This window comes from Bradyrhizobium sp. SYSU BS000235, from assembly GCF_049747295.1.
GTDB lineage: Bacteria > Pseudomonadota > Alphaproteobacteria > Rhizobiales > Xanthobacteraceae > Afipia.
Window position 1 is genome coordinate 4,448,439 of record NZ_JBMHJM010000001.1, and the last position, 23,747, is coordinate 4,472,185.

The window sequence follows — 23,747 nt, forward strand, 5'->3', positions numbered from 1 at the left end:
ACTTCGCCACTTACTCCAGCGGTTGGTTGAGAACGACAACGGCGGCCGCTCCCTGGCCGCCGTTGTTGCGTTGTACCGAGACAATCAAAGTTGCGAGATCCCGCCATCGACGACCAGTTCCGATCCGGTCATGAAGGAGGCATCGTCGCTCGCGAGAAAGAGAGCCGCCTTGGCAATTTCCCGGGCCTCTCCGAAACGATGCAGCGGAACCTGATCCTCGATGGTCGAGGCCGCTTCGTTCAGCTGTTGCTCGGACAGGCCGAGCTTGCCGTGGAACGGCGTGCTGATCGGCCCGGGACTTACTGCATTCACGCGAATGCCCTGCGGTGCAAGTTCTGCGCCCAATGACCGCACCAGCGAACGAACGGCCGCCTTCGTGGCGGAGAGAATGGAAAGGCCGGGTGCGCCGACTTCGTTCAAGAACGATGTCGTCACAACGATGCTGCCGCCTTTGGCCAACAAAGGAGCCGCTTTTTGCACAGTGAAGAAGACGCCCTTGAAATTCACGTCGAACTGCGTGTCGATTTGATCCTCGGTGACGGCCTCCAAGGGCGAAGCCAGGCCCATCCCGGCATTGGCGAACAGGACGTCGATACGGCCGAACTTTTCGCGGATTTGATTGACGATGCTTTCAACCTCGGCGGGCTTGCTCACATCGCCACGCAGCGCGATTACGATGTCGCCGAGTTGATTTGCGGCCGCCTGCAATCGCGCCGTATTTTGCCCGACGATGATAACGGTGGCACCTTCTTCTCGAAACAATTTGGCTGCCTCGAGGCCGATGCCGGAGGTTCCACCTGTGACGACAACGATTTTATTCGACAGTTTCATGATCTTCTCCTGGTCCGAAGGTTGGGTTCGTAACCGGAGCGCGCGATCCGTGAGCAGCACCATGATCGTTGACCGGCGCGGCCACAACAGAGATGATCTTGGCTGGCGGCGTAGAAAAACTTGCGTGGAAATTCATGAGAGCGCCCAATCACTTAAACGCGCTTCGCGCTTTTGAAGCCGCAGCGCGCCACCTAAGCTACGTCGCTGCGGCAGACGAACTGAACGTGACGCCGGCGGCGGTGGGAAGCCTCGTGCGTGGCCTGGAAGCGATCGTTGGCGTCGAGCTTTTTCACCGGTCACCGGCTGGTCCCGCGCGACTGGTGCTGACCGAGGCAGCGCTCGCCGTCTTGCCTGAACTCCAGGCTGGCTTCGATCATTTGACCGTCGCCTTCGAGCGCCTGAAGGCGTCGCGGGAGCAAGTCACGCTCAGTCTCACAGTGCCCCCGGCCTTTGCCGACAAATGGCTGTTGCCCCGCGTTGAGCGCTTTGCGACCGCTCATCCCTTATACGACCTGCGGATCGATACCAGCGGCCGGCTGGTCGACTTCGCTGCCGAGCGAATGGACGTCGGCATTCGTTACGGTGGTGGCCGCTGGTCTGGCCTCGAATCCATTTTCTTATTGCGCGACGCGTTCTTTCCGGTGTGCAGCCCGGCCTTGCGCGACGGCGCAAACCCGCTGCGGGGTCCGCAGGACCTGAAGCACCACACCCTCATTCATGATCGCTCGATGACGTCGGAAAGCACATTCCCGACGTGGCGTACATGGCTGCAAGCGGCTGGCTTTCCCGATATGAACTGCGAGCGCGGGTTGCAGATCAACGACTCCGCCGCGGCCTACCAGGCGGCGATCAACGGCAGCGGTGTGGCCTTGGGCCGGACGACGTTGGTTGCCCTGGATTTGGCGGCGGGGCGCCTCGTTCGGCCTTTCGGCGAGGCGGTCGACTGCGAGCTTGCCTACTATCTCGTCCACCGGCCAAAAGCCGACAGCGATCCCGGCATCGCGGCGTTCAAGGATTGGGTTTGCACGGAGGCAAAAGCAGATGGCGCAAACGTCGGCTAATGGCGCAAGGCGGGTGTTCAATCAGATGGTTTCGTCGCCCGCATCCTCATGAAATAATGACAGCCGACGCGTCACTCGTATGAACGGCCACCTGCTAAAATCCCAATTTCTTTCTTGCCCATCCCGATTGACCAACGAGATCGTTGTTAACTTGGCCGCGGGTCAGTTGATTGAGGACGCCTGCCTTGGCGTCTGCGGGGAGCTGCTGAGTCGACTGTTGAATGATAAGAATTTGATTGGTCGCTTTGCTGTTATCGGAAGCATCTCGCGCCGCTTCAATGCTTGAAGGGACCGCGCGAGGGTCCTGCAAAAGATAGAGGAAGTTCGCCGCTTGCATGCGAATTGTTCTGTCATCGTCCGAGGCCGCTGCCACTAACAATGGAAAATCTTCGGTTTTCAACGCAGCCGAAATTTCCGTTCTTTGATCCGGAGAGCGTCGGATCATTGCGTCAAGCGAATAGAGTACGCCAAGCCGGACTCGGTAGTTGGATGAATTGATTCTAAAGGCATCCATCATTGGACCGATCGTTGCGTAGTCCTGCGTCGATAACGTGTCGCGTGCATTCCGGCGCTCGGACGCATCGTCACTTTTCAACTTCTCTATGAGGTCGTTCACATCAGCCGGCTGAGCTGTACCGCTACTCTGCGCGCGAGCGACGGATAGAAAGAAGCTGCCATTCAAGAGCGGGTTCAAAATGCCGGCATGCTGAGTTGAATTCAGCGCCCCTTCCAAGCTGTCGCGTTCGGAGAAAATGACATCGTGGCCATCTTTGACGACCCTGTTGCCGTAATCGAAGGTCCACTGAATCTGCTTATCACCGTCGGCCGTCTCGGAAAGATAGCGCTTCTGAATAAGGTCCGCGTCGCCGGTTAATTCGAAGAATTCGCGTCCTTCGCCCTTCTCCGTCGTGTCGACCTGAAGACTGAGCCGGCTGCTCTTGAGCTTTTTGTCCAGCAAAACAAAGCGAATAGAGGAGGTTGTTCGATCGCGATATCCGTACATCGGCTGTTCATCGACAATGCGAACGTCAGCAATTTTTGAAAGGTCGCCGCGAAGCTGACCTTTCTTATAAGCGGGCGGAGGTGGCTGATAGTGTTGCAGGACAAGAAATAAAGCGATCGCGATCGCTCCGGCGCCTGTCACGCTCCATCCTGCCCATGTACCTTTTGCATTCGATCCGAACGATGCCAGAACCAATCCGAGTCCGACGCATGTCATCAAGGCTGATAGCAGCGATCCGCGTCCAATCGAGAGAAGTCCAATTCCAATAAGGATCAAAGCGAAGCCAAAAGCCGCGCCTGCAAGAATGAAATTTGGTGAAAGAGGTGGGTTCGTCGGCTCACCATGCTCAGCGACACCAGGAGTCTTAGCCATAAGATTCCCCCAGACAGGTAAATGAGCTTGTATTCAACCTAGGATAGCAGGGCCGTTGGCCGGGTCAATTGCGCAGATGACAGATGGTCATCGCTTGTGTTCTGACGCAGTTAGATCCAAAGCCGTTCTTAATCACGCGGCCGCATTGCTCGTTTCCTGACTGCATAAAACACGACGGCCGGCCCCGAGGGGAAGGGCCGGCCGTCGTTGCGTGCCGGGCGTTGAGGGGGCAAACGCCGGGGCGCATCACCTCGCGTCATGGAGCGGGATGCGAGGAGTTGCAAATCTCGAAGGGAAGTGGGAGCTGCGCTCCTGTGCGGGACGCAGCTCGCGTCGCGCAAAGCGTTTACAGGTCGGTCACACGCTCCGGATCGGCGGAGGCGAGCGCTGCGGCGCGCTCGGCCTTCGGCGGATAGATCCACACCGTGTTGATCTCCTGCTTGGTCTTCTTCGCAACGTCGCCGACCATCTCCACCTTGCGGTCCCAGCCGCGGGTGAAGAGCGCACCGGCTTCGCCGAGATCGAGACAGGTGACGTAGGCCTTCTGGTGATAGGGCCGCGTCGACACGCCGAGCAGCTCGGCAGCAGCGTTGTTGCCGGCGAAGGCGCCCATGCGGGTGGCATGCTGGCACGACATCAGTGCGTAGTTACCCATGTCATCGCATGCGGCGCGAGCTGCGTCGCCGGTGGCGAAGACGCCGGGCACTGAAGCTACGCGCAGGCTGTTGTCGACGAGCAGCCGGTCGAAATTGTCACGCTCGGCTGGAATTTTCGTCGTCAGTGGATTGGCGCGAATGCCTGCCGCCCAGATCACCGTCATGGCGTCGATACGCTCGCCGGTGCTCAGCGTGATGCCGGACTTGTCCAGCGATGCGACACCTGCACTGAGCCGCGTCTCCACGCCGAGCTTGCGCAGGGCCTCCTCGATGATGGGGCGAGGACCTTCACCCATGTCCGGGGCGACGGCGCTGTTGCGGTCGACGATGATGACGCGCGGGTTGGCGTTCTTGCCGAAAATCGTTCGCAGGCGCGAAGGCAGTTCGGTGGCCGCTTCAATGCCGGTGAATCCGGCTCCCGCCACGACGAACGTATCGCGGGCGCTTGAGGCGGGCATCGTCGCAAGCTTGTGTAGATGGCGGTCGAGGGCGATGGCATCATCGAGACTGTCGACGCTGAAGCCGTATTCCGCGAGGCCCGGAATGTTCGGACGGAACAGCCGGCTGCCCGTCGCGATCACCAGGCGATGATAAGTGAGGGACTTGCGCTCGCCCTTGGGGTTGATGACCCCCACTGAACGCGCCTTGGTGTCGATGTCCTCGACGCTGCCTTGCACGTAGACGACGTTGACCGCGTCAAGCACGTCCTTCAACGGTGCTGTCAGGGTCTCGGGCTTCGGTTCATAAAGCCGCGGGCGGATCACCAGCGTCGGCTCGGGAGAGACCAGCGCGATTTCGAGTTCTTCCGGCGACACGCCTTCGATGTCGCGCAGGCGGGCGGCGGAAAGGGCCGCATACATCCCGGCGAAACCGGCACCTACAATAACGAGTCTCATGTCATTCTCCATGGGTTTGTAGTTTCAAAAGGCCGCACGTCACCGTTGCCGCTCCTGATGAGTGGCGAGGCACTTGATGATCAGTGACGAAGCGGATTGGTGAAGCGGACGTCGCTCAGGCTGTGATGAAAGTCAGGATATCTGAGTTGACGATGTCCGCATGGGTCGTGCAGATGCCGTGCGGTAGTTTCTCGTAGATCTTGAGCGTGCTGTTTTGCAGAAGCTTCGCCGACAGCGGTGCCGAGGCGCCGATAGGAACGATCTGGTCGTCATCGCCATGTAGCACCAGTGTAGGCACGGCGATGCTCTTCAGGTCTTCGGTAAAGTCCGTTTGCGAAAACGCCTTGATGCACTCGTAGTGCGCCTTCGCGCCGCCCATCATGCCCTGGCGCCACCAATTCCAGATGACGGCCTGCGATGACTTGCCGCCCGGCCGGTTGAAGCCAAAGAAGGGGCCGCTCGCGAAATCGAAGTAGAATTGCGAGCGGTTGGAAGCGAGTTCGCCGCGCAGGCCGTCGAATGCTTCGATGGGCAAGCCACCGGGATTTGCAGCCGTCTTCAGCATCAAAGGCGGTACAGCAGAAATCAGGACCAGCTTGGCGACGCGGCCCTTTCCGTGACGTGCGACATAACGCGCAGCTTCGCCGCCACCGGTGGAATGGCCGACGTGAATCGCGTTCCGAAGATCGAGATGCTCGGTCATCGCGGCGACGTCGGCAGCGTAGTGATCCATGTCGTGACCGTCGCTGACCTGGGTTGACCGGCCATGGCCGCGGCGATCATGGGCGATCACACGATAGCCTTTGCCGAGAAAGTAGAGCATCTGGTTGTCCCAGTCGTCGCCGCTGAGCGGCCAGCCGTGATGAAAGACGATCGGCTGAGCCGACTTGGGGCCCCAGTCTTTATAAAATAAATGAACGCCGTCTTTAGTGGTGATGGAGGTCATGGCATCAATCCTTTGTGTGGAATAGGTCGGAATATTTGCTTCATCGCCGGTCGCCGAAGTGAAACGGACAGTTGCTGAAATCGCGTACATGAAAGCTGTTATGAGCGCGCTCCGTTTCGATCGCCTCGCAATCAGCCTGATGGAGTTGTTCCAGACCATCCTCTGTCTCCGTAGGTCATTGGCATGGGCACAATGATGGTTTAGCGAAACAGGCCGGCGGCTGCGCCAGAGCGATTGACGCCATTGAAGAGAAATTGCGGTTAACGAAGGCGACGCCGCCAATCGCTCAGGGGGCGGCCGGCTTTCGCAATGCGGCAGATGTTGTCTGCGAATCATGACGAAGGCTTGCTGCGACCGTCGCGATCGAATTGTTGGGATCGCGCAGCATGATCCTCGCTTGTTCAAGCGGATACAGCGCAGTCGGTTATGCGGCGAAAGGCCGGTGCTTTCCTTGAATGCATGGCGAGAATGGAAATGCAGCCGCTCAGCAAAGCGAAACTCAATCTATTTACGGGGGTGGTTCTTCCCGTCCTCGCCGCCGTTACGGACGAATCGAGCATGCTCGCTTCGAGATCCACTGAGAGTCTTGCGACGGTGCCTGCTGTTGGCAGACTTCGCAGCTCAATCTGGGAGTCCGGCCTTTCGAAGACCATCGGCCAGCGTCGCGAGATCCTTCGGTCGGCGGATTGGGAGCCAATCCGCAAGATTGCGGAGGCGCAGGGTGGGGTCGAGCTGGCGAAAATGATTCATCGCCCGGTGGGCGTCGTCCTGACGGCCAGCAAGCGCATGGCTCGCGGCGAGGACGCCGACGACCATCAGGAAGCCGGGCAAATGCCTGAAGGCTTTCTCCGCCAAAGAGGACGCAGTATCGAAGCGTCCTGCAAACAGATGCGCCATCGCCATTCCCGCCTGCATTCGATACATCTCGGGGTCGAGGGGACTCAAACGCATCGCGCGTTCGAAGTATTCCGCAGCGTCGTCGGAGGCGCCGTTCCAAACTCTCAGGAAGCCGCCGAGAAACCAGGCAGACGCCAGATTTGGATTGAGCACGAGCGCCTTGTCGGTCAGGGCAACGCTGCCATCAAGGTCGCCAGCGAGGTGGCCGAGCGCATGGCCGCTTCGCGTGAGCGCGACGGCATCGTCCTCGCCCAGTTCGACGGCTCGACGAGCCAATCGAGCTCCTTCGGCCATCTCTTGTCGTCGATCAGTCATCCAACTGTTAACTTTGCGCCAGAAATGACACCATGCCGCCATCGCGTAAGCTGACGCAAAATTCGGATCAATCTGTAGCGCCTGATAGAATTGGCTCAGTGCCTCATCGGTCGCGTCCCTGGTCCCCCGATTCAAGCTTGCCCGTCCACGCAGATAGTAGTCGTAGGCGTCGAGGCTTTCGGTCGGCTTGCTCTTTGCGCGCTCAATCTCGGCTTGCTCCAGCTTCGGTGCGATTTCACCCACGACGCGCGCCGTGACCTGGTCCTGTAGATCGAAGATATCCTCCAGTTCGCCGTCAAAGCGCTCTGCCCAGAGATGTCCTCTTGTTGAGGCATCGATAAGCTGCGCCGTTATTCGAATGCGGTTCGCCGCCTTGCGCACACTTCCCTCGAGGACGTAGCGCACACCCAAGTCGCGGCTTACTTGCTCCACATCTACAGCTTGCCCTTTGTAGACGAACGACGAATTGCGCGCGATCACAAAAAGCTGACGGAATCTCGACAGTGCGGTGATGATGTCTTCGACTATTCCATCGGCAAAGTACTCCTGTTCAGGATCGCCACTCATATTTTGAAACGGGAGGACTGCAATCGATGGCTTGTTAGGCAATGACAACCCAGGCGCAGCAGGTGTGGAAGTTCCTCTGAACGCAGTCGTACCTGCAGGCGCACCTCCAAACTGAAGCGAATAGATGCGCATCGGCTCGGCGATGTTCTTGAGTTTGGTTTCACCAAGATCGCTGATTGCAAGATCGAGTCGCGACTTCACCTGCCGGTAAGCGTCTTCTGAAAGACATATAGCTCCAGGTTGAGCAACGCCCTCAAGACGCGCGGCGATATTGACGCCGTCGCCCATCAGGTCGCCATCGCTTTCCTCAACGACATCGCCGAGATGAATGCCGATGCGAAGCTCAATGCGCCGCTCCGGCGGCAAGCCGGCGTTGCGCTCGGTCATCGAACTCTGAATCTCGATTCCGCAGCGGACGGCTTCGACGACACTTCGAAATTCCACAATGGTGCCGTCGCCGGTCCACTTCACGACCCGTCCCTTATGGACGGCGATCGTCGGATCAATCAGGTCGCTTCGAAGTGCGCGTAGCCTGGCCAGCGTGCGATCCTCGTCCGCTCCGGTCAGCCGACTGAACCCGACGACGTCTGTCGCGAGTATCACGGCGAGTTTTCTAGACTCAGTCATGCCCATGCCCAATCGCGTATGCGGTCGTGGTCACGAGGACTTTCCGTCAAGATGGGGCGGCGCCCGATCGATTTACTGCAAACCATACTTTCGTCTCTGTCGTCATAGGCGTGGACGCAGTCATGGTTTAGCGAAACGGGTCTGAGGCTGCGCCAGAGCGATTGACGTGCTTGAAGAGAGATTGCGGTTAACTAATGCGCCGTCGCCAATCGCTCGGCGTCTCTCCGGTCAGCTTCCGGAATGCGGCGGCAAATGCCGTCTGTGAGGCGTAACCGAGGGCTGCGGCGACGTCCGCGACCGAATTCTTCTGGTCGCGCAGCATGTTCATGGCCTGTTCGAGCCGATAGCGGCGCAGCCAGTTATGGGGTGAAAGCCCAGTGCTGTCCTTGAAAGCACGGCAGAAATGGAAACGCGATAAACCGGAATCGGATGCGAGTGTCGCGAGAGAAACATCAGCGTCGCTGTCGGACCGCAATCGCTCGATAGCCCGGCGCAACACCGATGGAGACAGGCCGCCGTGCGCCGGTTGGTAGGAAGGGAGCAGGCCGGTATGGGCAGAGAGAAGCCGTGTCGCCAGGAGGTCGGTCAGCTGCTGCCTGAATAGGGTATCGAGCGTTTCATTCCCGTCGATAACGTCCGCTGCGCTTACGAGCAGGCGCGCTGTCACCGAATCGGGATGTCCCGTGCGCTCGGAAAGATTGATCAATCCGCCTTTGCCGGCCTCACTTGCAACGCGCTCCAGTGTGCCATGAGGAAGAAAAAGCTGGACGACATTGACGGACCCATTGATGTCCCATCGCGCGCTGGAGCCGGCGGGAATGATCGTCACGACACCGCTGCGCGCGGTGCCGCTTGCCAGCGATTTGCCGTTGCGCCGCTCCAGCCGCTGCACGGTGTCGATATAAGTCATGATGACGTGATCAGTCATCGGCTCGACGACATCATGCAGCGCGCCGTGATTCCAGTGGGCGATAGCGCCACCGGAAGGGTCTTTAGCCATGTGAAGCGGCGCGGTCCTGAGAACGCGTGACATCTCGTTCGCTGGTTGCTGGGTAGCAGCCGGCGTTCCATCCTGAGATGGGTTGGTGACCTCAGCCGGAGAGTCTTGAGAAAAATCGCAGAGACAAGGTTTGCTCATGATACTTTCCCGCGCCGTACGTGATGCTCCGGAAATTGCGAAATTTTCCGCAAGCTCGATACTGTACGAGTGGATAGCTTTTGAGGCAGCCGTGGGTCAGGCGGCATTAGTTGTTCGTCGAACGAGGCAAAATGACGCGCTTGAAGCGGGATTGTGATTAGAGGGCATGCCGCCGCCAATCGCTCGGCCTCTCTCCGGTTAGCTTGCGGAATGCGGCGGCAAAAGCCGTTTGTGAGGCGTAACCAAGGGCTGCGGCGACGTCCGCGACTGAATTCTTGCGGTCGCGCAGCATGTTCATGGCCTGCTCGAGCCGGTAGCGGCGCAGCCAGTTGTGGGGTGAAAGCCCCGTGCTTTCCTTGAAAGCACGGCAGAAATGGAAACGCGATAACCCGGAATCGGATGCGAGTGTCGCGAGAGAAACGTCCGCGTCGCTGTCGGACCGCAACCGCTCGATAGCCCCGCGCAGGACCGATGGCGACAGCCCGCCGAGCGTCGGTTGGTAGGCCTGTGGCTTGCCGGAATGTGCAGCCAGCAGGCGCATCGCCAGGAGGTCGGTCAGCTGTTGCCTGAACAGGGCATCCAGGGCTCCGTTGCCTTCCAGGACATCGGCCGCGCTCAAGAGTAATCGCGATGTGATGGGATCGGGCTGCGCCGTTCGCTCCAGGAGATCAATCGGTCCGGCGGTCGAGGCTTCATCGGCAACGCGCTTCAGCGTCGTGTGAGGAAGATAGAGCTGAACGACATCAACAGGTTTTGGAATATCCCACCGGGAGCTTGCTCCGGCCGGAATGATGACCACGACCCCGGGACGAAACGTTCCGGTCTCGACCGATCGTCCTGACCGCCGCTCCATGCGCTGGATCGAGCCGTTGTAAGCCATGATGACGTGATCGGTCATCGGCTCGACGACGTCATGTAACGCGTCGTGATGCCAGTGGGCGATGGCGCCGCCGGACGGATCTGCTGCCAGGTGAACCGGCGTGGTCCTGAGAACGCGTGACATCTCGTTCGCAGGTTGCTGGGTGCCAACCTGCGTCTCATTCTGGGATGGGCTGGTGATCTCAGCCGGAGAGTCTTGAGAAAAATCGGAGAGACAAGGTTTGCTCATCGATACTTCCCCGCGCCTTGCGTGTTGCGCGCGGGAAACTGCGGGATTTTTCGCCAGTGTACGAGGGGATAGTAGTGCCGATTATAAGCGAACTGAGGCGAAATGACGCGGTTGAAGCGGGATTGAGATCAGAGCTTATGCCGCCGCCAATCGCTCGGCGTTTCCCCGGTCAGCCGCCGGAATGCGGCGGCAAATGCCGTTTGCGAGGTATAACCAAGTGATACGGCGACCATCGCGACCGAATTATGAGGGTCGCGCAGCAGAGTCATCGCCTGTTCGAGTCGGTGCTGACGCAGCCAGTTATGGGGTGAAAGCCCCGTGCTTTCCTTGAACGCGCGACAGAAATGGAAGCGCGACAGTCCCGCATCAGCCGCGAGCGCCGCGAGAGAAACGTCCGCATCGGCGTCCGACCGCAATCGCTCGATGGTCCGGCACAACACCGACGGCGCCAGGCCGCCCTGAGCCGGACGGTATGCAGGGGGCATGCCGGTATGCGCAGAGAGAAGTCGGATCGCCAGAAGATCTGTAATTTGCTGCCTGAACAGGGCATCGAGCGCCGCATTGCCGTCCAGAACATCGGCCGCGCTCATCAGCAAGCGGGACGTAATCGGGTCGGAATGCGCCGTCCGCTCCATCAGATCACCTGGAGCGGAGATGTCGGCTTCGTTGGCAACGCGCTGGAGCGTTGCTTGCGGAAGATAGAGTTGAATGCAATTCAGAGGCTCGGGAATATCCCATCGGGAGCTCGATCCGGTCGGAACGATTGTCATAACTCCGGGGCGCGCCGTTCCTGTCACGAGCGATCGTCCCGTGCGCCGTTCGAACCGCTGTGAGCCGGTGGGGAAGGTCATGATGACATGGTCAACCATGGGCGCGACAACGTCGTGCACGGGATCATGTTGCCAATGGGTGATGGCGCCGCCTGACGGGTCCAAAGCCATGTGAATCGGCTTGGTCCTGAGAAGACGTGACATGACCTCAGTGGGCTGCTGGTCGGCAGCCGGTCCGCTGTCCTCGCGCGCTTCAGCCATTTCAGGAGGAGCGTCGTCGGAAAAATCGCACAAGCAGGGCTGGCTCATGGACACCCTCTCCCGAGAGCAGGTCTGGTCGCATTGGCTGGCGTGTGTGGTCTTGCGGGGTTTTTAGAAGAGCGGCCGGCGGGCCTCGAATTTATCGCCGAGGGCGGTCAGGATGTTCATGGGCGACAGTTTCGAATGCTTCGATCGATTGTCGACCTTGCTATGCATGACGTCCCCTAAGCTGCCGCGTGCGCCTTCGCGGCCTTATTCAAGCCGTTCAAGTGCCGTATGTGATGCAGGGACAAAATGCAGAATTTTTCGAGACGTCGACACTATGCCGCAGGATAGTTGCATCGACCGCGGGTCGCCGGGCCCTGAGCCTCGGCCAGGGAGTGTCACGGCGGCGACATGTCAGGCATTGCTTCCATGATCCGGTTGGGTTGCCTATCATGGATTTCCATGAGATGCCGCGAGGCCCCGCCATTGCTACGCTCCAGACGAAATCCCTGATGTGGGACGCGTTGCCAGGCTGATGGCGGCCGGTTGCCGAGGCATCGCGCTTTCGACGCCAGGAGCAGCCGAATGATGAAAGCAATGCCTTTGTTTGAACGCTTCGGCTTCGCGCTGGCAGGCTGCGGCATCGGGCTTGTTCTGATGCGGCTGGTCGACGAATCATCCGGTCTGCTGGCGGCGATTGCGGCCGTCTTTGGTGTCGCGATGATCGCCATCGGTGCGTGGCAAGGGCAGAAGCGCGTCAACAGGGAGAACAGCAAAGCTGAACAGGCCTTGCGTATTATCGAGAGCATGCCGGCCATGGCATGGTTTGCTGATGCGGACGGCAAGTTCCTCTATATGAGCCGCAGTCCGAGAGCATTCACAGGACTGCCCAAGGAGGATCTCGTCGCCACGACGGATGATGAATTCGGGCTTCGCAACGTCGTTCACCCGGATGACCTCGATCGGCTTCACGCAACGTGGCGGCGTAGCCTGCGCACGGGCGAAAACTACGTCTGTGAGCATCGCATGTGGCGTGCCGACGGCGCCTATCACTGGTTCCGGAGCTTCGGCTTGCCGGCACGGGATCGCGACGGCCGCGTCGTCGGCTGGTACGGCACCACGATCGACATTGATGAACTGAAGACGGCTGAAGCTGCGCTACGCGCGAACGAACGCGCGCTACAGCAATTGACCGACACGGTTCCGGTGCTGATCTGGTGCCTGTCGCCGCAGGGCAACCCGGTCTACTTCAATAAGCGGATGGTCGAATATACCGGCGAGTCTCTTGAAAAATTGAGCGCCACCGAAGCGGACAGGTTCGAGGCGGTGGTCAAGACCATCATACATCCGGATGATGCGATTGCTGTCCATAGCGCGGTTCACCGGGGGATCGCGACAGGCGAGCCCTATGGGTTGAGGCATCGCCTTCGCCGTTCGGACGGCGTGTATCACTGGGTCGATGCGCGGGCCGAGCCGATGCGCAATGCCGAAGGTGAGATCGTGCAATGGTACGGCGTCTGTCTCGACATCGACGCGCAGATGCTCGCTGAAGAATCGCTGCGGCAGAGCGAGCGGCAACTTCAGCAGCTTGTCGACACGGTTCCGATGCAGATCTGGTGTGTGACGCCTACCGGAGAGCCGTCGTACATCAGCAAGACCATGATAAACTACACCGGCATGGCGTTGGATGACTTCGACGCCGAAGGCGGTTTACGGGGAGCAATCGGGGACCTCGTTCATCCGGACGACAGAGATGCGCTGCACGGGGCGTTGAGCCATTCCTTCCGAACCGGCGAAACATTCGCCTTGAGATTCCGCAATCGCCGGAAAGATGGCGTGTATCGCTGGCAAGAAGGGCGTGCCGAACCGCTTCGCAACGAGAGCGGAGACATCATTCAGTGGTATGGCGCCAACGTCGACATCGATGATCAACTAGCCACGGAAGAAGCGTTGCGTAACAGGACGCGCGAGCTTCAGCAACTGATCGACGCTGTACCTGTCAACATTCTGAGCTTTGATCCTTCGACCAGAATTACCTCCGCCAGCAAGCGATATCTGGAACAGGTCGGTTCGGCGCCGGCGCACATCCAAGACTTTGAGGCGCTGGCCCGGTATCTGGCGCACCCCGAAGATCTCCCGGTCATGCTCCCAAGGGCATTAAATGGTTTTGCGACCGGAACACCTTTCGTGAACCGGTTTCGCCGGCTCGACAAGCGCGGCGTTTATACTTGGTCAGAGGCCCGTGCGCAGCCATTGCGTGATGCGGATGGTGCGATAGTGCAATGGTATATTGTTGGAATCGACATCGAAGATGAGGTGCGCGCGCTGGAGGCTTTGCGGAAACGAGAACAGGAGCTGTCGCAGCTTGTCGACGCCTTGCCAATCCACGTCTGGAGTTGGACGCCTGCCGGTAAGCTGGCCTACGTCAACAAGCGGTCTTTGGAAGAGCTAGGCCTTTCCACCGCGAATTTCGAAGATACCGCCAGAGTGGCGCAAGAGCTGGTCCATCCTGAAGATGCTCCTGAGGTGCTGCGTATCTCACACAACTGCCTCAAAACTGGCGAGCCCTTCTTGATGCGATATCGCCGGCGTTGGAAAGACGGCAATTACCGCTGGATAGAGGGGCGCTGTGAGCCTCTGCGCGATCGCGATGGAACGATCATGCACTGGTACCAGGTTTCCATCGACATCGACGATCAGGTGCGCGCGCATGAAGCGTTGCGGCAGAGCGAACGATCGCTTCGCCAGCTTGTCGAAACGCTTCCAGCCATGATCGATTGCGCAGCTCCCAATGGCGAGCCGATCTATCGCAGCCAGCAGCTGCGCGAATTCCTCGGTTATGAGCTTGAAGCGTTGGATGGTACGGGAAAGACCCGTTTGGACGGGACGCTCGATGCAGGTGTGCATCCCGACGACGTCGCCGGCGTCAAGGAGAGGTATGCGCACAGTCTTGCGACCGGCGAGCCGTATGCGCGGCGGCATCGGCTCCGGCGTTTCGACGGCGAATACCGCTGGGTTGAGACGCGCGCCGAGGCGATGCGAAATGCTGAAGGCGCCATCGTACAATGGAATGTGATGTGCCTGGACATCGACGGCGAGGTTCGGGCGCAAGAGGCGCTGCGTCTGTCGCAAGAGCGACTGGCGCGCGCAAGCCAGGCGGCGAGCCTTGCCGAGCTCTCGGCCTCGATCGCGCATGAAGTGAATCAGCCGTTGGCTGCCGTCGTTGCCAATTCGCATGCGTGCCAGCGCTGGCTGGCGGCGGAGCCGCCGAATATCGATCGCGCGCAGAAGACAGTCGAGCGCATCATCCGCGACGCCAACGCAGCGGCGGACGTGGTTAGCCGGATTCGCGCCTTGTTCAAGCAATCGGTGGAGTCGCGTATCTCGACGCTGCTCGATGGCCTCATCAGCGAGGCGCGTGAGTTGATGGCAGAGGAGGCGCTTCGGCGGTCCGTTCGGATGGAGTTCGAGGTCGAGAGCGGCTTGTCGCCGGTCGCGGCCGATCGCGTTCAGCTTCAGCAGGTTTTGATCAATCTCATGCGTAACGGCATGGAGGCGATGGACGCTCTCTCCAGCGATAAGGTGCTGCGGGTGCGTGTGCGTCGGGTCGAGGAGACGATCCGGGCCGAGATCAGCGATCGCGGCCGAGGTATCGAGCATCCTGACAGGATCTTCGAACCGTTCTTTACGACGAAAGAGCATGGGATGGGCATGGGACTCGCAATCTGCCGCTCGATCATCGAGTCGCATGGCGGAAAGTTATGGGCGGAGCCGAACGAACCGGCCGGTGCGACGTTTATCTTTACATTGCCAATCGGAACGAAAGACGCTGCATGACGGATGACGACGACATTATCGTTTTCATCGTTGATGACGATCCCCGCATTCGCGAAGCGCTCGGCGAATTGTTGGCGTCGCACGGGATCGCGGCGTTTTCGTTCGCGTCTGCCGGCGAATACGTCGATGCGGACAAGCCAAAGCGGCCGGCTTGCCTGATCCTCGATGTCGAACTGCCCGATATCAATGGCCTTGACCTGCAAAAGCAGATCGCGGAAGGAGATCATCCGCCGATCGTGTTCATCACCGGGCATGGCGATATCCCTTCGACAGTTCGCGCTATCAGGCATGGCGCCGTCGACTTCCTGACCAAGCCGTTCAGCGATGCGGCTCTCATGCAGGCGATCCGCACCGCGGCCGCGCAAGACAGAAAAGCGCACGCGGAACGCGCCGATATCGGGATTCTCAAACAGCGTTATCTCGATCTGACGCCGCGTGAACGCGAGGTTCTGCCGCTCGTTATCAGTGGGCTCCTCAACAAGCAGGCAGCGTCTGAGCTCGGCATCAGTGAAGTCACGCTTCAAATCCACCGCAGGAACGTGATGCAGAAAATGGCGGCGGCGTCGCTGGCCGATCTCGTGCGGATTGCAGAAAAGCTTCAGATCCCGGTGACCCATTCGCGCCGGACAGGAGAAGAATAAACGTGAATCGAAAACCTGTCATAGCGGTTGTCGACGACGATCCAAGGGTCCTTGAATCCCTGGAGAATCTATTCGAATCGGCCGGCTACACTGTTTCGACATTCTCATCCGCTCAATTGCTGCTGACGGCAGGCTTGTCGCGTATCGATTGTCTTATCACCGATATCGGCATGCCGGGCCTGGACGGCTTCGAGCTTCTCGACATCGTCAAGAAGGTGCGGCCGAAACTGCCAGTGTTTCTTTTGACCGGCCGTCACGAGATCGGCGATCAGCATCGTGCGACAGGTAAAGACATCAGCGGCTTCTTCATGAAGCCTTTCGGCGGGCAGGATCTGCTCGCGGCTATCGATCATACGCTGGACGACACCAATGTGGGGGGCGACAATGATCAATGATCCGATAATGTTGCGAAAGCCAGCTTCGAGAAAAGAACGGTCTGGAGCCGAGGCCGACCAGCCGCTTGTGATCGTTGTCGATGACGACGCCGCGGTGCGCGAGGCGGTCCAGGAGCTGATGCAGTCGGCCGGTATGGAATGCACCTGCTTCGCTTCGACACGAGAACTGCTCGAGACAGACGTGCTGGAGAGGCCCGGCTGCCTGATCCTTGATGTCCGGATGCCGGGATCGAGCGGCCTCGACCTGCAACTCCATCTCACGACGAGCGGCAACCCCAAGCCGATCGTCTTCCTGACCGGCCATGGAGATATTCCGATGAGCGTGCAGGCCATGAAGGCCGGCGCGGTCGATTTCCTGACCAAGCCCGTCCGCGATCAAACGTTGCTGGATGCTGTGACGGGCGGCATCAAGCGGGACCTTGCGCAGCGCGCCGACGCTCTGGCGATGAGATCGAATGTCGAGCGGCTGGAGACATTGACGCCGCGGGAGCGCCAGGTCTTGCGCGAGGTGGCGCGCGGCCGCGTCAACAAGCAGATCGCCTTCGATCTCGGCATTAGCGAGGTGACGGTGAAGCTCCACCGCAGCAATGTCATGCGCAAGATGCAGGCCGCGTCGATCGGCGAACTGATCCGCATCTGGGAATCGCTGCCCGTTCCGATGCGAGATGCATGTACGGTGTAGAACCTGGAGCAATGCGGTTGTGGTCCCGACCAGGACTCTCACGATTGTAGATCGTGTTCACCGCGTCGTGCCGCCTTGATTTGAAACCGAGGCGGACATGGCGGCCCCAATTAGCCTCTAAACGGCCTTCTTACCGGCCGCCCTCTTGGCAGATACGCGTTCGCCAAGGATAGTCATTGTGTTAACGTTAGCGATTGGTGTGCGCCGGATTTGCGAAAGGAATAGCCATGAGGATTTTGAGTTCGCATTGCTCGCGTCGTTTGACGGTGAAACTCGGCCCGGTTCTCGCCGCGGCAGCAATTGCTGCGATGGTTACGAGCGCCACCGCCCATGCCACCGAAGCCAGCTATAGCTGCAGCCGCGGTACCAAATTGAACGCCCAGTTCTCGGCGCCCGGCGTGTCACCCGGCCATGCGGTATTGACCTTTCGCGGGTCACAACGCCGGCTCGCCCTGCCGCAAGTGATGTCGGCAGATGGCGGCCGCTATGCCAATGATAAGGTCGAGTTCTGGATCAGGGGACGCGATGCCACGCTCACCCGCAATGGCAAGAGTGAAACCTGCACATCGCAATGATTCAGTAAGCTTACTCCCGACGACCGATCATCATGCCGCCTGCACGTAGGCGGTGCAGGTGTAGTAATCTTCAAGCTCGGACACCGCACGGTGCTCCCACTCTTTGGCCTGGCTCAGCAACGACCAGCTCTGGCTCGGACGAAACACAGCGGTTCGCCGATAGAGCGAGGCGATTGCTTGATACCGCCGAACGTTCGCCAGAATGGTTTCTGCTTTCATAATCCGCACTCCCCAAATTTCCCGTTGTTGATAAGGAATTTGAGCGAGAAAAATTTTGGATTCGTTACCGGGGAGTGCTGAGCCAGCACTGTGCGTTGGGATGGTTTGTGAAGTGTTGCTGAGGCGGTGAGGGTGGAGGCGCTATCGGCTCGAGCTGATAATGGACAGTCCACCTAATCGCTGATCACGTTGACTGATCTGTACAGCCATCGCATATGAACGTAATCGATCGGCGTGCGAATATAGACTGAGGGCGACCGTGAACAGAGACACTTCCCGCCTAGATCGCTTTAAAGATCCGATCCCATCTGATTCTCGAGAAAATGGTCCCATGAGTATCCTTCCTTGAGTACGCAACGAAGGATGCCCTCCCTGCAACGTCAGCTTGATTAATTTGAAGGGCAAATCCATTTGATCGCAGGTCATACATAACCCAGAACTTATCGGCCGCTACGGTAACTTCGGTCATAGTCTGACCAGCCTTGAGCGTGGCCGGGCCCAACGATCTATCCTTGCCGCAGGTCAGGGTCTGAAAGTGAATTCCTTCGGGCAAGGTATTGTCCTCGGGCAGGCATTCGAACGGAAATTTGAGTAATTCAGCTAGTTCTCCCTTGAAGAAGTCAGCCACGGGTTGCTGAACGATGGCAGTTCCGTTGAGGTAAACTGTGCCGTGCTCAATCTTCAGTCGGTCTCCAGGAAGGCCAACGAGGCGCGCGATCCCGTATCGTCCGGGAGGAGCGTCTTTGCCGTTAAGCAGGATGACATCGCCTCGCACTGGCGACGCCTTCGTTGTTAAAATGACATCGCCGACCCAAACGGTGGGGGACATGATGGGAGACGTTATCTCAATCGGTTTGAGGCCAAACGCGATCGCAAAGAAGTCGAGCAACAGAAAGGGGAAGAGAGAGACAACCAAAACCAGGATGACTCGATCGGATGTCGTACCCAACGCCGAAAGCCAGCGCCTGTAAGTCCATTCCTCAAGGCGATATCTGATGGATCTTTCCGGGAGAGTGAACGCGCTCATTGTTTGAGTCCGGTCCTCGTGTTCCAGCCGGGACGTTGCGATCACTGTTTCGATCAAAGGACGCAAGCGGTCTTCAGCCAGATCGTCGGCCTTGTATTGCTTGCAGTCGGTGCCCTTAAATCCGGCATAGATAAGCGCGCCGGATCGTTGGTATGGAGGAAGGTCCATCGTATGGGAGAGTTCGCCTCGAACGGCTTCCCATGTCTTCCTGTGTGAGCGGCCCAACACCTTCCGGATCACAGCCCCGATGCCCCAGTAGGTCGGCGGCATGATCCAGATGGTTTTGGGGCGCAACGACTCCGAGGCCGCGATTGCCATGATCTCGCGGCGCGTGCCGGGAGTCAGCGAAGGAATGATAAGGATCGCACGTGCCTTGTCCGCCAGATCGGCAAACAATTCCTCCCATCGCGTATCGTCCGTCTCGATTTTCGCGGCTCCAAGACTTCTCCCCTTCGTTCCGATCGCGACGAGAGGAGCAGTCTTTTCCAACGCGTGGGAAAAGGCATACTCGATGTCCCAGTGCATGCCGACCAGCAGCCGATCCAGAGTCCTCGGCATCGTGTTTCTCACGCGCAGCTTGTTGGCCGTGTTGAAGGATCTCAGGTACAAAACGAAATCCGACCCTGTCATTGTCAGTTCGATCGAGCGTTTGTTCAGCTCGGCCTGCTGCTTTCGACGGCGTCTGCGATATCCGGCTACGATCGTGCCGCCGAATCCGAGACAACTGTTGAAGAGCGGCGTCAGCGCTCCGCCCTCGACGCCGAGAATAAAAAGTCCCAAGTGATAGATGGCCGGAGTGGCAAACAGAGTAATCGCCATGGCCTTTTCGTTGGTCGTTGGTTTCAGCCACTCCGCGCGCAGCTTGGCGAGCAGGACCCCCTTTATGGGGGGCTGGGCTGGCGGCTCGATCTTTCGGCGAAGCCCAATACGAGCCAGAAGGTCGTCGAAAACGAAATAGTGAGGCAGCAAATCGAACGATAGGCGAATGCAGAAGAGGGAGGGGAGCCAGACCGGAGCGAAATTGCGCAGGCCGTCGCTCAGAAGGATTGCCGGAATGAGCGCTAAACCTGCGGCGGCCGCCCACTTCGTCAAGTTATTCCAACGCACGTTCAATCTCCTAAGGTCCGCCGGCGCCGCGGCATGATCGATGCGCGGTCACAGGCGGCGAAAAGCATGCTTCTGCTTGTGAGATGGCTAGGACAATCCGACATGCGATCTGCTTCGCATGAACGCCGCGACCGTCTGTGATGGAGCGCTCATTGGCGAGCAAGACCTGTTGATTTTCTTGGAAATCTCTGGAGCGGGGACAATATGCAAGAGCCAGACAATAAGACCGTCAGGATAGCCGAAACGCGCGTGACGTGTCCTGGTATTCCGCGCGGACCGCTTGTTTTCTAATACATTTTACGCGGCCGTTTTTGGCGGCGGGGCCGAATCGCGTCACAGATATTTCGTAAAACCTAAAAAGGGTGAGACAAACATTTGTTTGGCTTCAGCGTGCAGAAAGCCGCCTCAATTGGCGGCCTCTTTCGTGACGGGGCCGAGCGATGGCGCTCGGCTTGCCCATCTGTCCCAAAGGATAGGTCAACCCATTCGTTGAACCAGCGGGCCTAGATCGGCCCCCCACAATATTCGTGCGGCGGCGATCGGCATCGTCGCGGATGCGAGCGCCTTCACCCAGCTCGAACAGAATCACGCCACCGCCATGCCGGCCTTCGCAGCTCTCGTTGGCACGCACGCTGGTGATCCGCTCGCCAGCTATCATTTGCGGCGGCTGCTCAATGGCGCCAAGGGCGTGCGGATACAGGTGGGGTGACCAGCGTCGGGCATGAGCTGGACGCTTGTAACGCGCAGCCTTCGCCCGAGTGTTCACTTCCAGCCCACTGAAAGGGCGTCTCTGTCTCACGACATCAGCAGCCAGCTATTGCATCGTCGTAGTGTTGCGCGGCGTTTGGGCCAACGATCCTGACGCTTCGACGAAGCTATTTGGCATAAGCGAAAGTCAATTTCGTGTTCCTCGCATTTGAGGAGCGACTCCTGGGTCAGCACCGCTGCTCAACCGGTTGATGCCAACTGGCGCAGCGAGAAGTTAGAAACACGAGTGGATATGAGCGATATTGTTGTTGTCGATGATGACCAAGTCGTGCGAAAAATGTTGGCTGACTATCTTGCGGATCAGAATTTTCCTGCCCGATCTGCAGCTAATAGAGCTGAGCTCAATCGACAGCTCAGGGATATGCAGCCGAGCATGATTCTTCTGGATCTGGAGCTTGGTCAGGAAGACGGTTTGGATTTATTGCGGGAGATCCGCTCCCATTCTGATGTGCCGATCATCATCATGACGGGGCATCGCTCCGACGAAATTGATCGTGTCGTCGGACTGGAGCTCGGAGCGGACGACTACATTGTCAAGCCATTCGGCCTTAGAGAGCTGCTCGCGCGAATGCGTGCAATATTGCGTCGGCAGGAGATGGGACGAGCCGCGCGGGCTCGCGGGTCCGAAGGCGGCGGCTACAGATTTGCTGGGTGGCAGCTCGAACGCCGCCATAGAAAGCTCGTCGATCCCAACGGTGCGACTATCCGACTGAGCAAGGTGGAGTACGCCTTGCTCCTGGCATTTCTCGAGGCGCCTCAGCGACCCTTGACGCGCGAGCAGTTGCTGCAGGCGACGCGCGTGCACGACGATATTTATGACCGGGCGATCGACGCTCAAGTTCTGCGGCTGCGACGAAAGCTGGAGCTCGATCCACGCGTTCCACGCATCATTCAGACCGAGCGTGGAGTGGGCTATATATTCGCCGTCTCAGTTGAGCCTTTTTAAGCACAGACGATAAAGCCGCCGGTCTTATCATGCGTGCGCGAGCATCCTCATTGTGGAGGTCGGTTGCGCTTGATGTGCACCCCTGGGGAGTGTCCGAAGCGCTTCTGAAATTGCCTGGCGAAATTCGCATAATCACCAAAGCCGCTGGCGTAAGCGATCGCGCTGATGGGTTGGGTTGTGTTCAACCGCGCGCGGCGCTGCAAAAGACGCGCGGCGTGGTCCAGACGTACGGAATTGATGAATTCCGTATAGGTCAAATTCCGTACCGCAAACAGCTTCTGAAGGTAGCGGCGTGAAATCCCGGCTTCGGTTGCCACGTCGTCGGGGCCGACGTCTGGATCCGCGAAGTGGTCCGTGACAATATCGCAGACACGCTTGAAGAGCTTGTCGCTGCGGGAGAACGCCGCGGGGTCGGACGGTGAAAAGATAGCGCCGATCAAATCGTAGATCGCCAGCTGCATATAGCCTGTGCCCGATGCGGACATCGGTGTGTCGTCATCGACGCCGTCACGGACGAGTGAGAAAAGCACGCGTCCTGCAGACGTATCCCAGCGGACGCCGGGGCCGTGTTGCGGCTCGAAGCCCAGGTGAGACACCAATGATTGACGCGGTAACTGCAAAACGAAGCACTGCCGGTAGTTGTTTGGAGCGGTATCGGCCGCAAACATATTCGGCTGTTGATCTCTTCCATCGACGAAGGTCACAGACCTGGCCGAATCGAGCAGCAGTGCTTGACCATCGGTCAGTTCGACGGCGTGGCCGTTCTGGATCACCGTCACGGTGCCTGCCACCGAAAACAGGGCGTAGTAGTGGTCCATGCCGTCAAGGCGAGCGTCTCGTTGCGTGCGCTCCACGCGGATGGCACTTGGCATCAGATGCATCGCCGGGAATCCAAACAGACTCTGCGCGCGTACCTTCGCGATAAATGCCTTGGGATCGCTGGCCGCCGGCTGGTACCGGCCCCAAGTCGAGCGGAGCGTGTCGTGCCACGCCTCGGCATCCAGGGCCGGTGCATGGCGAAAAACGTCTCCCCAACGCGTCATCGGTTCTGCGGATGGCAGGAATTCGTGCGCCCCTACTGAAGTTGCCTCTGCAAACGTGGGACTCGTTCTGGTCATCGGTCGGACCTTTTCGCGTCGGATAGACATTCCATTTGATATCGCTTTTCCCTCCTAACCATCGGGCGTCACGGAAAGGTGAACGCATCGGAGGTAGCCCGTATTGCGGTAAGCGGGGCGGGATTTTCGCTTTCTACGTGCGATACGATCCATAAGCGCACTCTGAAATCGATCGATGAAGGTAAGTGCACCTCAGTCCTGCTGATGGTGCACCGTAGACGCACGACGATCGCCACCCCGTGTTCTAATCTCTGCTGCCGTACCACAGTGGACGTGCGCAGCGGTCTTCGCGTAAGGAGCACTCAATTGGAGTCGATCAACCTCTTGCTTTGGATTCATATCGTGGCCCTCGTCGCAGGCGGTTCCAACGCCGTCGTCATGCCGATGATCGGCGCTGCGCTTCCCAAAGCTGACGAGCCAACCCGTGAGATGTTGTTTGGGATCGGCTTCCAAATGGCGACCGTAGGGAAAGTGGCTGGGGCGACCTTGCTGGTCAGCGGGCCTCTTCTGCTTTGGCTCAAATACGGTGGCTTGGGCGGGGCAACGCCGTGGTTCTGGGCGAAGATGGCGTTGATGGTGGTGATGTTTGCAGCGATCGTATTTGAGGAGACGAACTTCAAGAAAGCGGCCTTGGGCGATGAGGCTGCAGCGAGAAATTCGAAACTCGGCGGCATCATCGCAGCCCTGGCATTTCTCGGCGTTCTGCTTGCGGCCGTGCTTGCCTTCAATTGAAGCCTCTCTCATCGCTGCACTACCAGACTCAATGGCCTGATACGAAGGCTCGGTCAGAGGCGACCGCGAACGTCGGCACTTCCTTCAGGAAGATTCTGTTCCTTCATCGGTGCCACGTGAAGTTGTGGCTCAAGAAACAGCACTCGTGTGAGTGGATTGGTTGCACGACTGTTCCACGTCTGATGCGGTCGCGGACGCAATCGCACATCGCTTAAGTAAAATATTAGGCACTGCCAAATAATATCGTTCGTATTGTAGTGGAATTGG

At 58.8% G+C, this 23,747-nt stretch carries 20 protein-coding genes and 2 pseudogenes; 10 read left to right on the top strand and 12 right to left on the bottom strand.

Annotation, left to right across the window (positions count from 1 at the left end; genetic code table 11):
• Positions 1-84: 84 nt before the first annotated feature.
• The gene (locus ACP0KA_RS20825) at positions 85-831 is read right to left on the bottom strand and encodes an SDR family oxidoreductase (protein ID WP_424630625.1); all 747 of its coding nucleotides are present in this window, start codon (positions 829-831) and stop codon (positions 85-87) included.
• Between the two features lie 134 nt (positions 832-965).
• Here ACP0KA_RS20825 and gcvA point away from each other — a divergent pair, with 134 nt between their 5' ends.
• Positions 966-1,892, top strand: coding sequence for a transcriptional regulator GcvA (gene gcvA, locus ACP0KA_RS20830; RefSeq protein ID WP_424630626.1), 927 nt, complete (start codon positions 966-968; stop codon positions 1,890-1,892).
• A 94-nt stretch (positions 1,893-1,986) separates the two neighbouring features.
• On the opposite strand, the gene ACP0KA_RS20835 is transcribed toward gcvA, so the two are convergent.
• The 8 genes and pseudogenes from ACP0KA_RS20835 to ACP0KA_RS20870 all read right to left on the bottom strand — a co-directional run bounded on the left by ACP0KA_RS20835 (position 1,987) and on the right by ACP0KA_RS20870 (position 11,448).
• Positions 1,987-3,267, bottom strand: coding sequence for a HEAT repeat domain-containing protein (locus ACP0KA_RS20835; RefSeq protein ID WP_424630627.1), 1,281 nt, complete (start codon positions 3,265-3,267; stop codon positions 1,987-1,989).
• Positions 3,268-3,613: 346 nt separating this feature from the next.
• Complete coding sequence (locus ACP0KA_RS20840) at positions 3,614-4,819, bottom strand: NAD(P)/FAD-dependent oxidoreductase (protein WP_424630628.1); 1,206 nt, start codon at positions 4,817-4,819, stop codon at positions 3,614-3,616.
• A 115-nt stretch (positions 4,820-4,934) separates the two neighbouring features.
• Positions 4,935-5,765 carry an alpha/beta fold hydrolase gene (locus ACP0KA_RS20845; RefSeq protein WP_424630629.1) on the bottom strand — a complete coding sequence of 277 codons (831 nt, stop codon included), beginning with the start codon at positions 5,763-5,765 and terminating at the stop codon, positions 4,935-4,937.
• Positions 5,766-6,025: 260 nt separating this feature from the next.
• Positions 6,026-6,239 (bottom strand): annotated as a pseudogene (locus tag ACP0KA_RS20850) (AraC family transcriptional regulator); the annotation flags it as partial.
• A 147-nt stretch (positions 6,240-6,386) separates the two neighbouring features.
• A complete protein-coding gene (locus ACP0KA_RS20855; RefSeq protein WP_424630630.1) occupies positions 6,387-8,171 on the bottom strand; it encodes an adenylate/guanylate cyclase domain-containing protein in 1,785 nt (594 codons plus the stop codon).
• Between the two features lie 187 nt (positions 8,172-8,358).
• Positions 8,359-9,309 (bottom strand): helix-turn-helix domain-containing protein, encoded by a 951-nt coding sequence (locus tag ACP0KA_RS20860; protein ID WP_424630631.1) that lies wholly within the window; start codon positions 9,307-9,309, stop codon positions 8,359-8,361.
• A gap of 157 nt (positions 9,310-9,466) precedes the next feature.
• Complete coding sequence (locus ACP0KA_RS20865) at positions 9,467-10,417, bottom strand: helix-turn-helix domain-containing protein (RefSeq protein ID WP_424630632.1); 951 nt, start codon at positions 10,415-10,417, stop codon at positions 9,467-9,469.
• A gap of 128 nt (positions 10,418-10,545) precedes the next feature.
• Entirely contained in the window at positions 10,546-11,448 is a 903-nt protein-coding gene (locus ACP0KA_RS20870; protein ID WP_424631676.1) for a helix-turn-helix transcriptional regulator, read from the bottom strand.
• A 570-nt stretch (positions 11,449-12,018) separates the two neighbouring features.
• Here ACP0KA_RS20870 and ACP0KA_RS20875 point away from each other — a divergent pair.
• The 5 genes from ACP0KA_RS20875 (at position 12,019) to ACP0KA_RS20895 (ending at position 17,563) form a co-directional block, all read left to right on the top strand.
• Positions 12,019-15,270, top strand: a complete 3,252-nt coding sequence (locus ACP0KA_RS20875) for a PAS domain-containing sensor histidine kinase (RefSeq protein ID WP_424630633.1) — start codon at positions 12,019-12,021, stop codon at positions 15,268-15,270.
• Positions 15,267-15,911, top strand: coding sequence for a response regulator transcription factor (locus tag ACP0KA_RS20880; RefSeq protein ID WP_424630634.1), 645 nt, complete (start codon positions 15,267-15,269; stop codon positions 15,909-15,911). Before ACP0KA_RS20875 ends, ACP0KA_RS20880 begins: the two co-directional genes overlap by 4 nt.
• Positions 15,908-16,306 (top strand): response regulator, encoded by a 399-nt coding sequence (locus ACP0KA_RS20885; RefSeq protein ID WP_424631677.1) that lies wholly within the window; start codon positions 15,908-15,910, stop codon positions 16,304-16,306. The genes ACP0KA_RS20880 and ACP0KA_RS20885 overlap by 4 nt, the downstream gene beginning before the upstream one ends.
• 7 nt (positions 16,307-16,313) lie before the next feature.
• Complete coding sequence (locus ACP0KA_RS20890; protein ID WP_424630635.1) at positions 16,314-16,988, top strand: response regulator transcription factor; 675 nt, start codon at positions 16,314-16,316, stop codon at positions 16,986-16,988.
• 227 nt (positions 16,989-17,215) lie between these two features.
• Positions 17,216-17,563, top strand: a complete 348-nt coding sequence (locus ACP0KA_RS20895) for an MliC family protein (RefSeq protein ID WP_424630636.1) — start codon at positions 17,216-17,218, stop codon at positions 17,561-17,563.
• A 30-nt stretch (positions 17,564-17,593) separates the two neighbouring features.
• Here the strand turns inward: ACP0KA_RS20895 and ACP0KA_RS20900 are convergent, their stop codons facing one another.
• Both ACP0KA_RS20900 and lepB read right to left on the bottom strand, forming a co-directional pair.
• Entirely contained in the window at positions 17,594-17,782 is a 189-nt protein-coding gene (locus ACP0KA_RS20900; RefSeq protein ID WP_424630637.1) for a hypothetical protein, read from the bottom strand.
• Between the two features lie 280 nt (positions 17,783-18,062).
• Positions 18,063-19,334, bottom strand: coding sequence for a signal peptidase I (gene lepB / locus ACP0KA_RS20905; protein ID WP_424630638.1), 1,272 nt, complete (start codon positions 19,332-19,334; stop codon positions 18,063-18,065).
• Here lepB and ACP0KA_RS20910 point away from each other — a divergent pair.
• The 3 genes and pseudogenes from ACP0KA_RS20910 to ACP0KA_RS20920 all read left to right on the top strand — a co-directional run bounded on the left by ACP0KA_RS20910 (position 19,329) and on the right by ACP0KA_RS20920 (position 21,630).
• Positions 19,329-19,790, top strand: a complete 462-nt coding sequence (locus ACP0KA_RS20910; protein WP_424630639.1) for a hypothetical protein — start codon at positions 19,329-19,331, stop codon at positions 19,788-19,790. The genes lepB and ACP0KA_RS20910 overlap by 6 nt on opposite strands.
• 712 nt (positions 19,791-20,502) lie before the next feature.
• Positions 20,503-20,625 (top strand): annotated as a pseudogene (locus tag ACP0KA_RS20915) (adenylate/guanylate cyclase domain-containing protein); the annotation flags it as partial.
• Between the two features lie 291 nt (positions 20,626-20,916).
• Positions 20,917-21,630 carry a response regulator gene (locus tag ACP0KA_RS20920; RefSeq protein WP_424630640.1) on the top strand — a complete coding sequence of 238 codons (714 nt, stop codon included), beginning with the start codon at positions 20,917-20,919 and terminating at the stop codon, positions 21,628-21,630.
• A gap of 47 nt (positions 21,631-21,677) precedes the next feature.
• Here ACP0KA_RS20920 and ACP0KA_RS20925 read toward each other — a convergent pair whose 3' ends face one another.
• A complete protein-coding gene (locus tag ACP0KA_RS20925; protein ID WP_424630641.1) occupies positions 21,678-22,511 on the bottom strand; it encodes a helix-turn-helix domain-containing protein in 834 nt (277 codons plus the stop codon).
• Positions 22,512-23,090: 579 nt separating this feature from the next.
• Between ACP0KA_RS20925 and ACP0KA_RS20930 the strand changes: the two genes are divergently transcribed.
• Complete coding sequence (locus ACP0KA_RS20930; RefSeq protein WP_424630642.1) at positions 23,091-23,480, top strand: hypothetical protein; 390 nt, start codon at positions 23,091-23,093, stop codon at positions 23,478-23,480.
• The last annotated feature ends 267 nt before the right edge of the window (positions 23,481-23,747 follow it).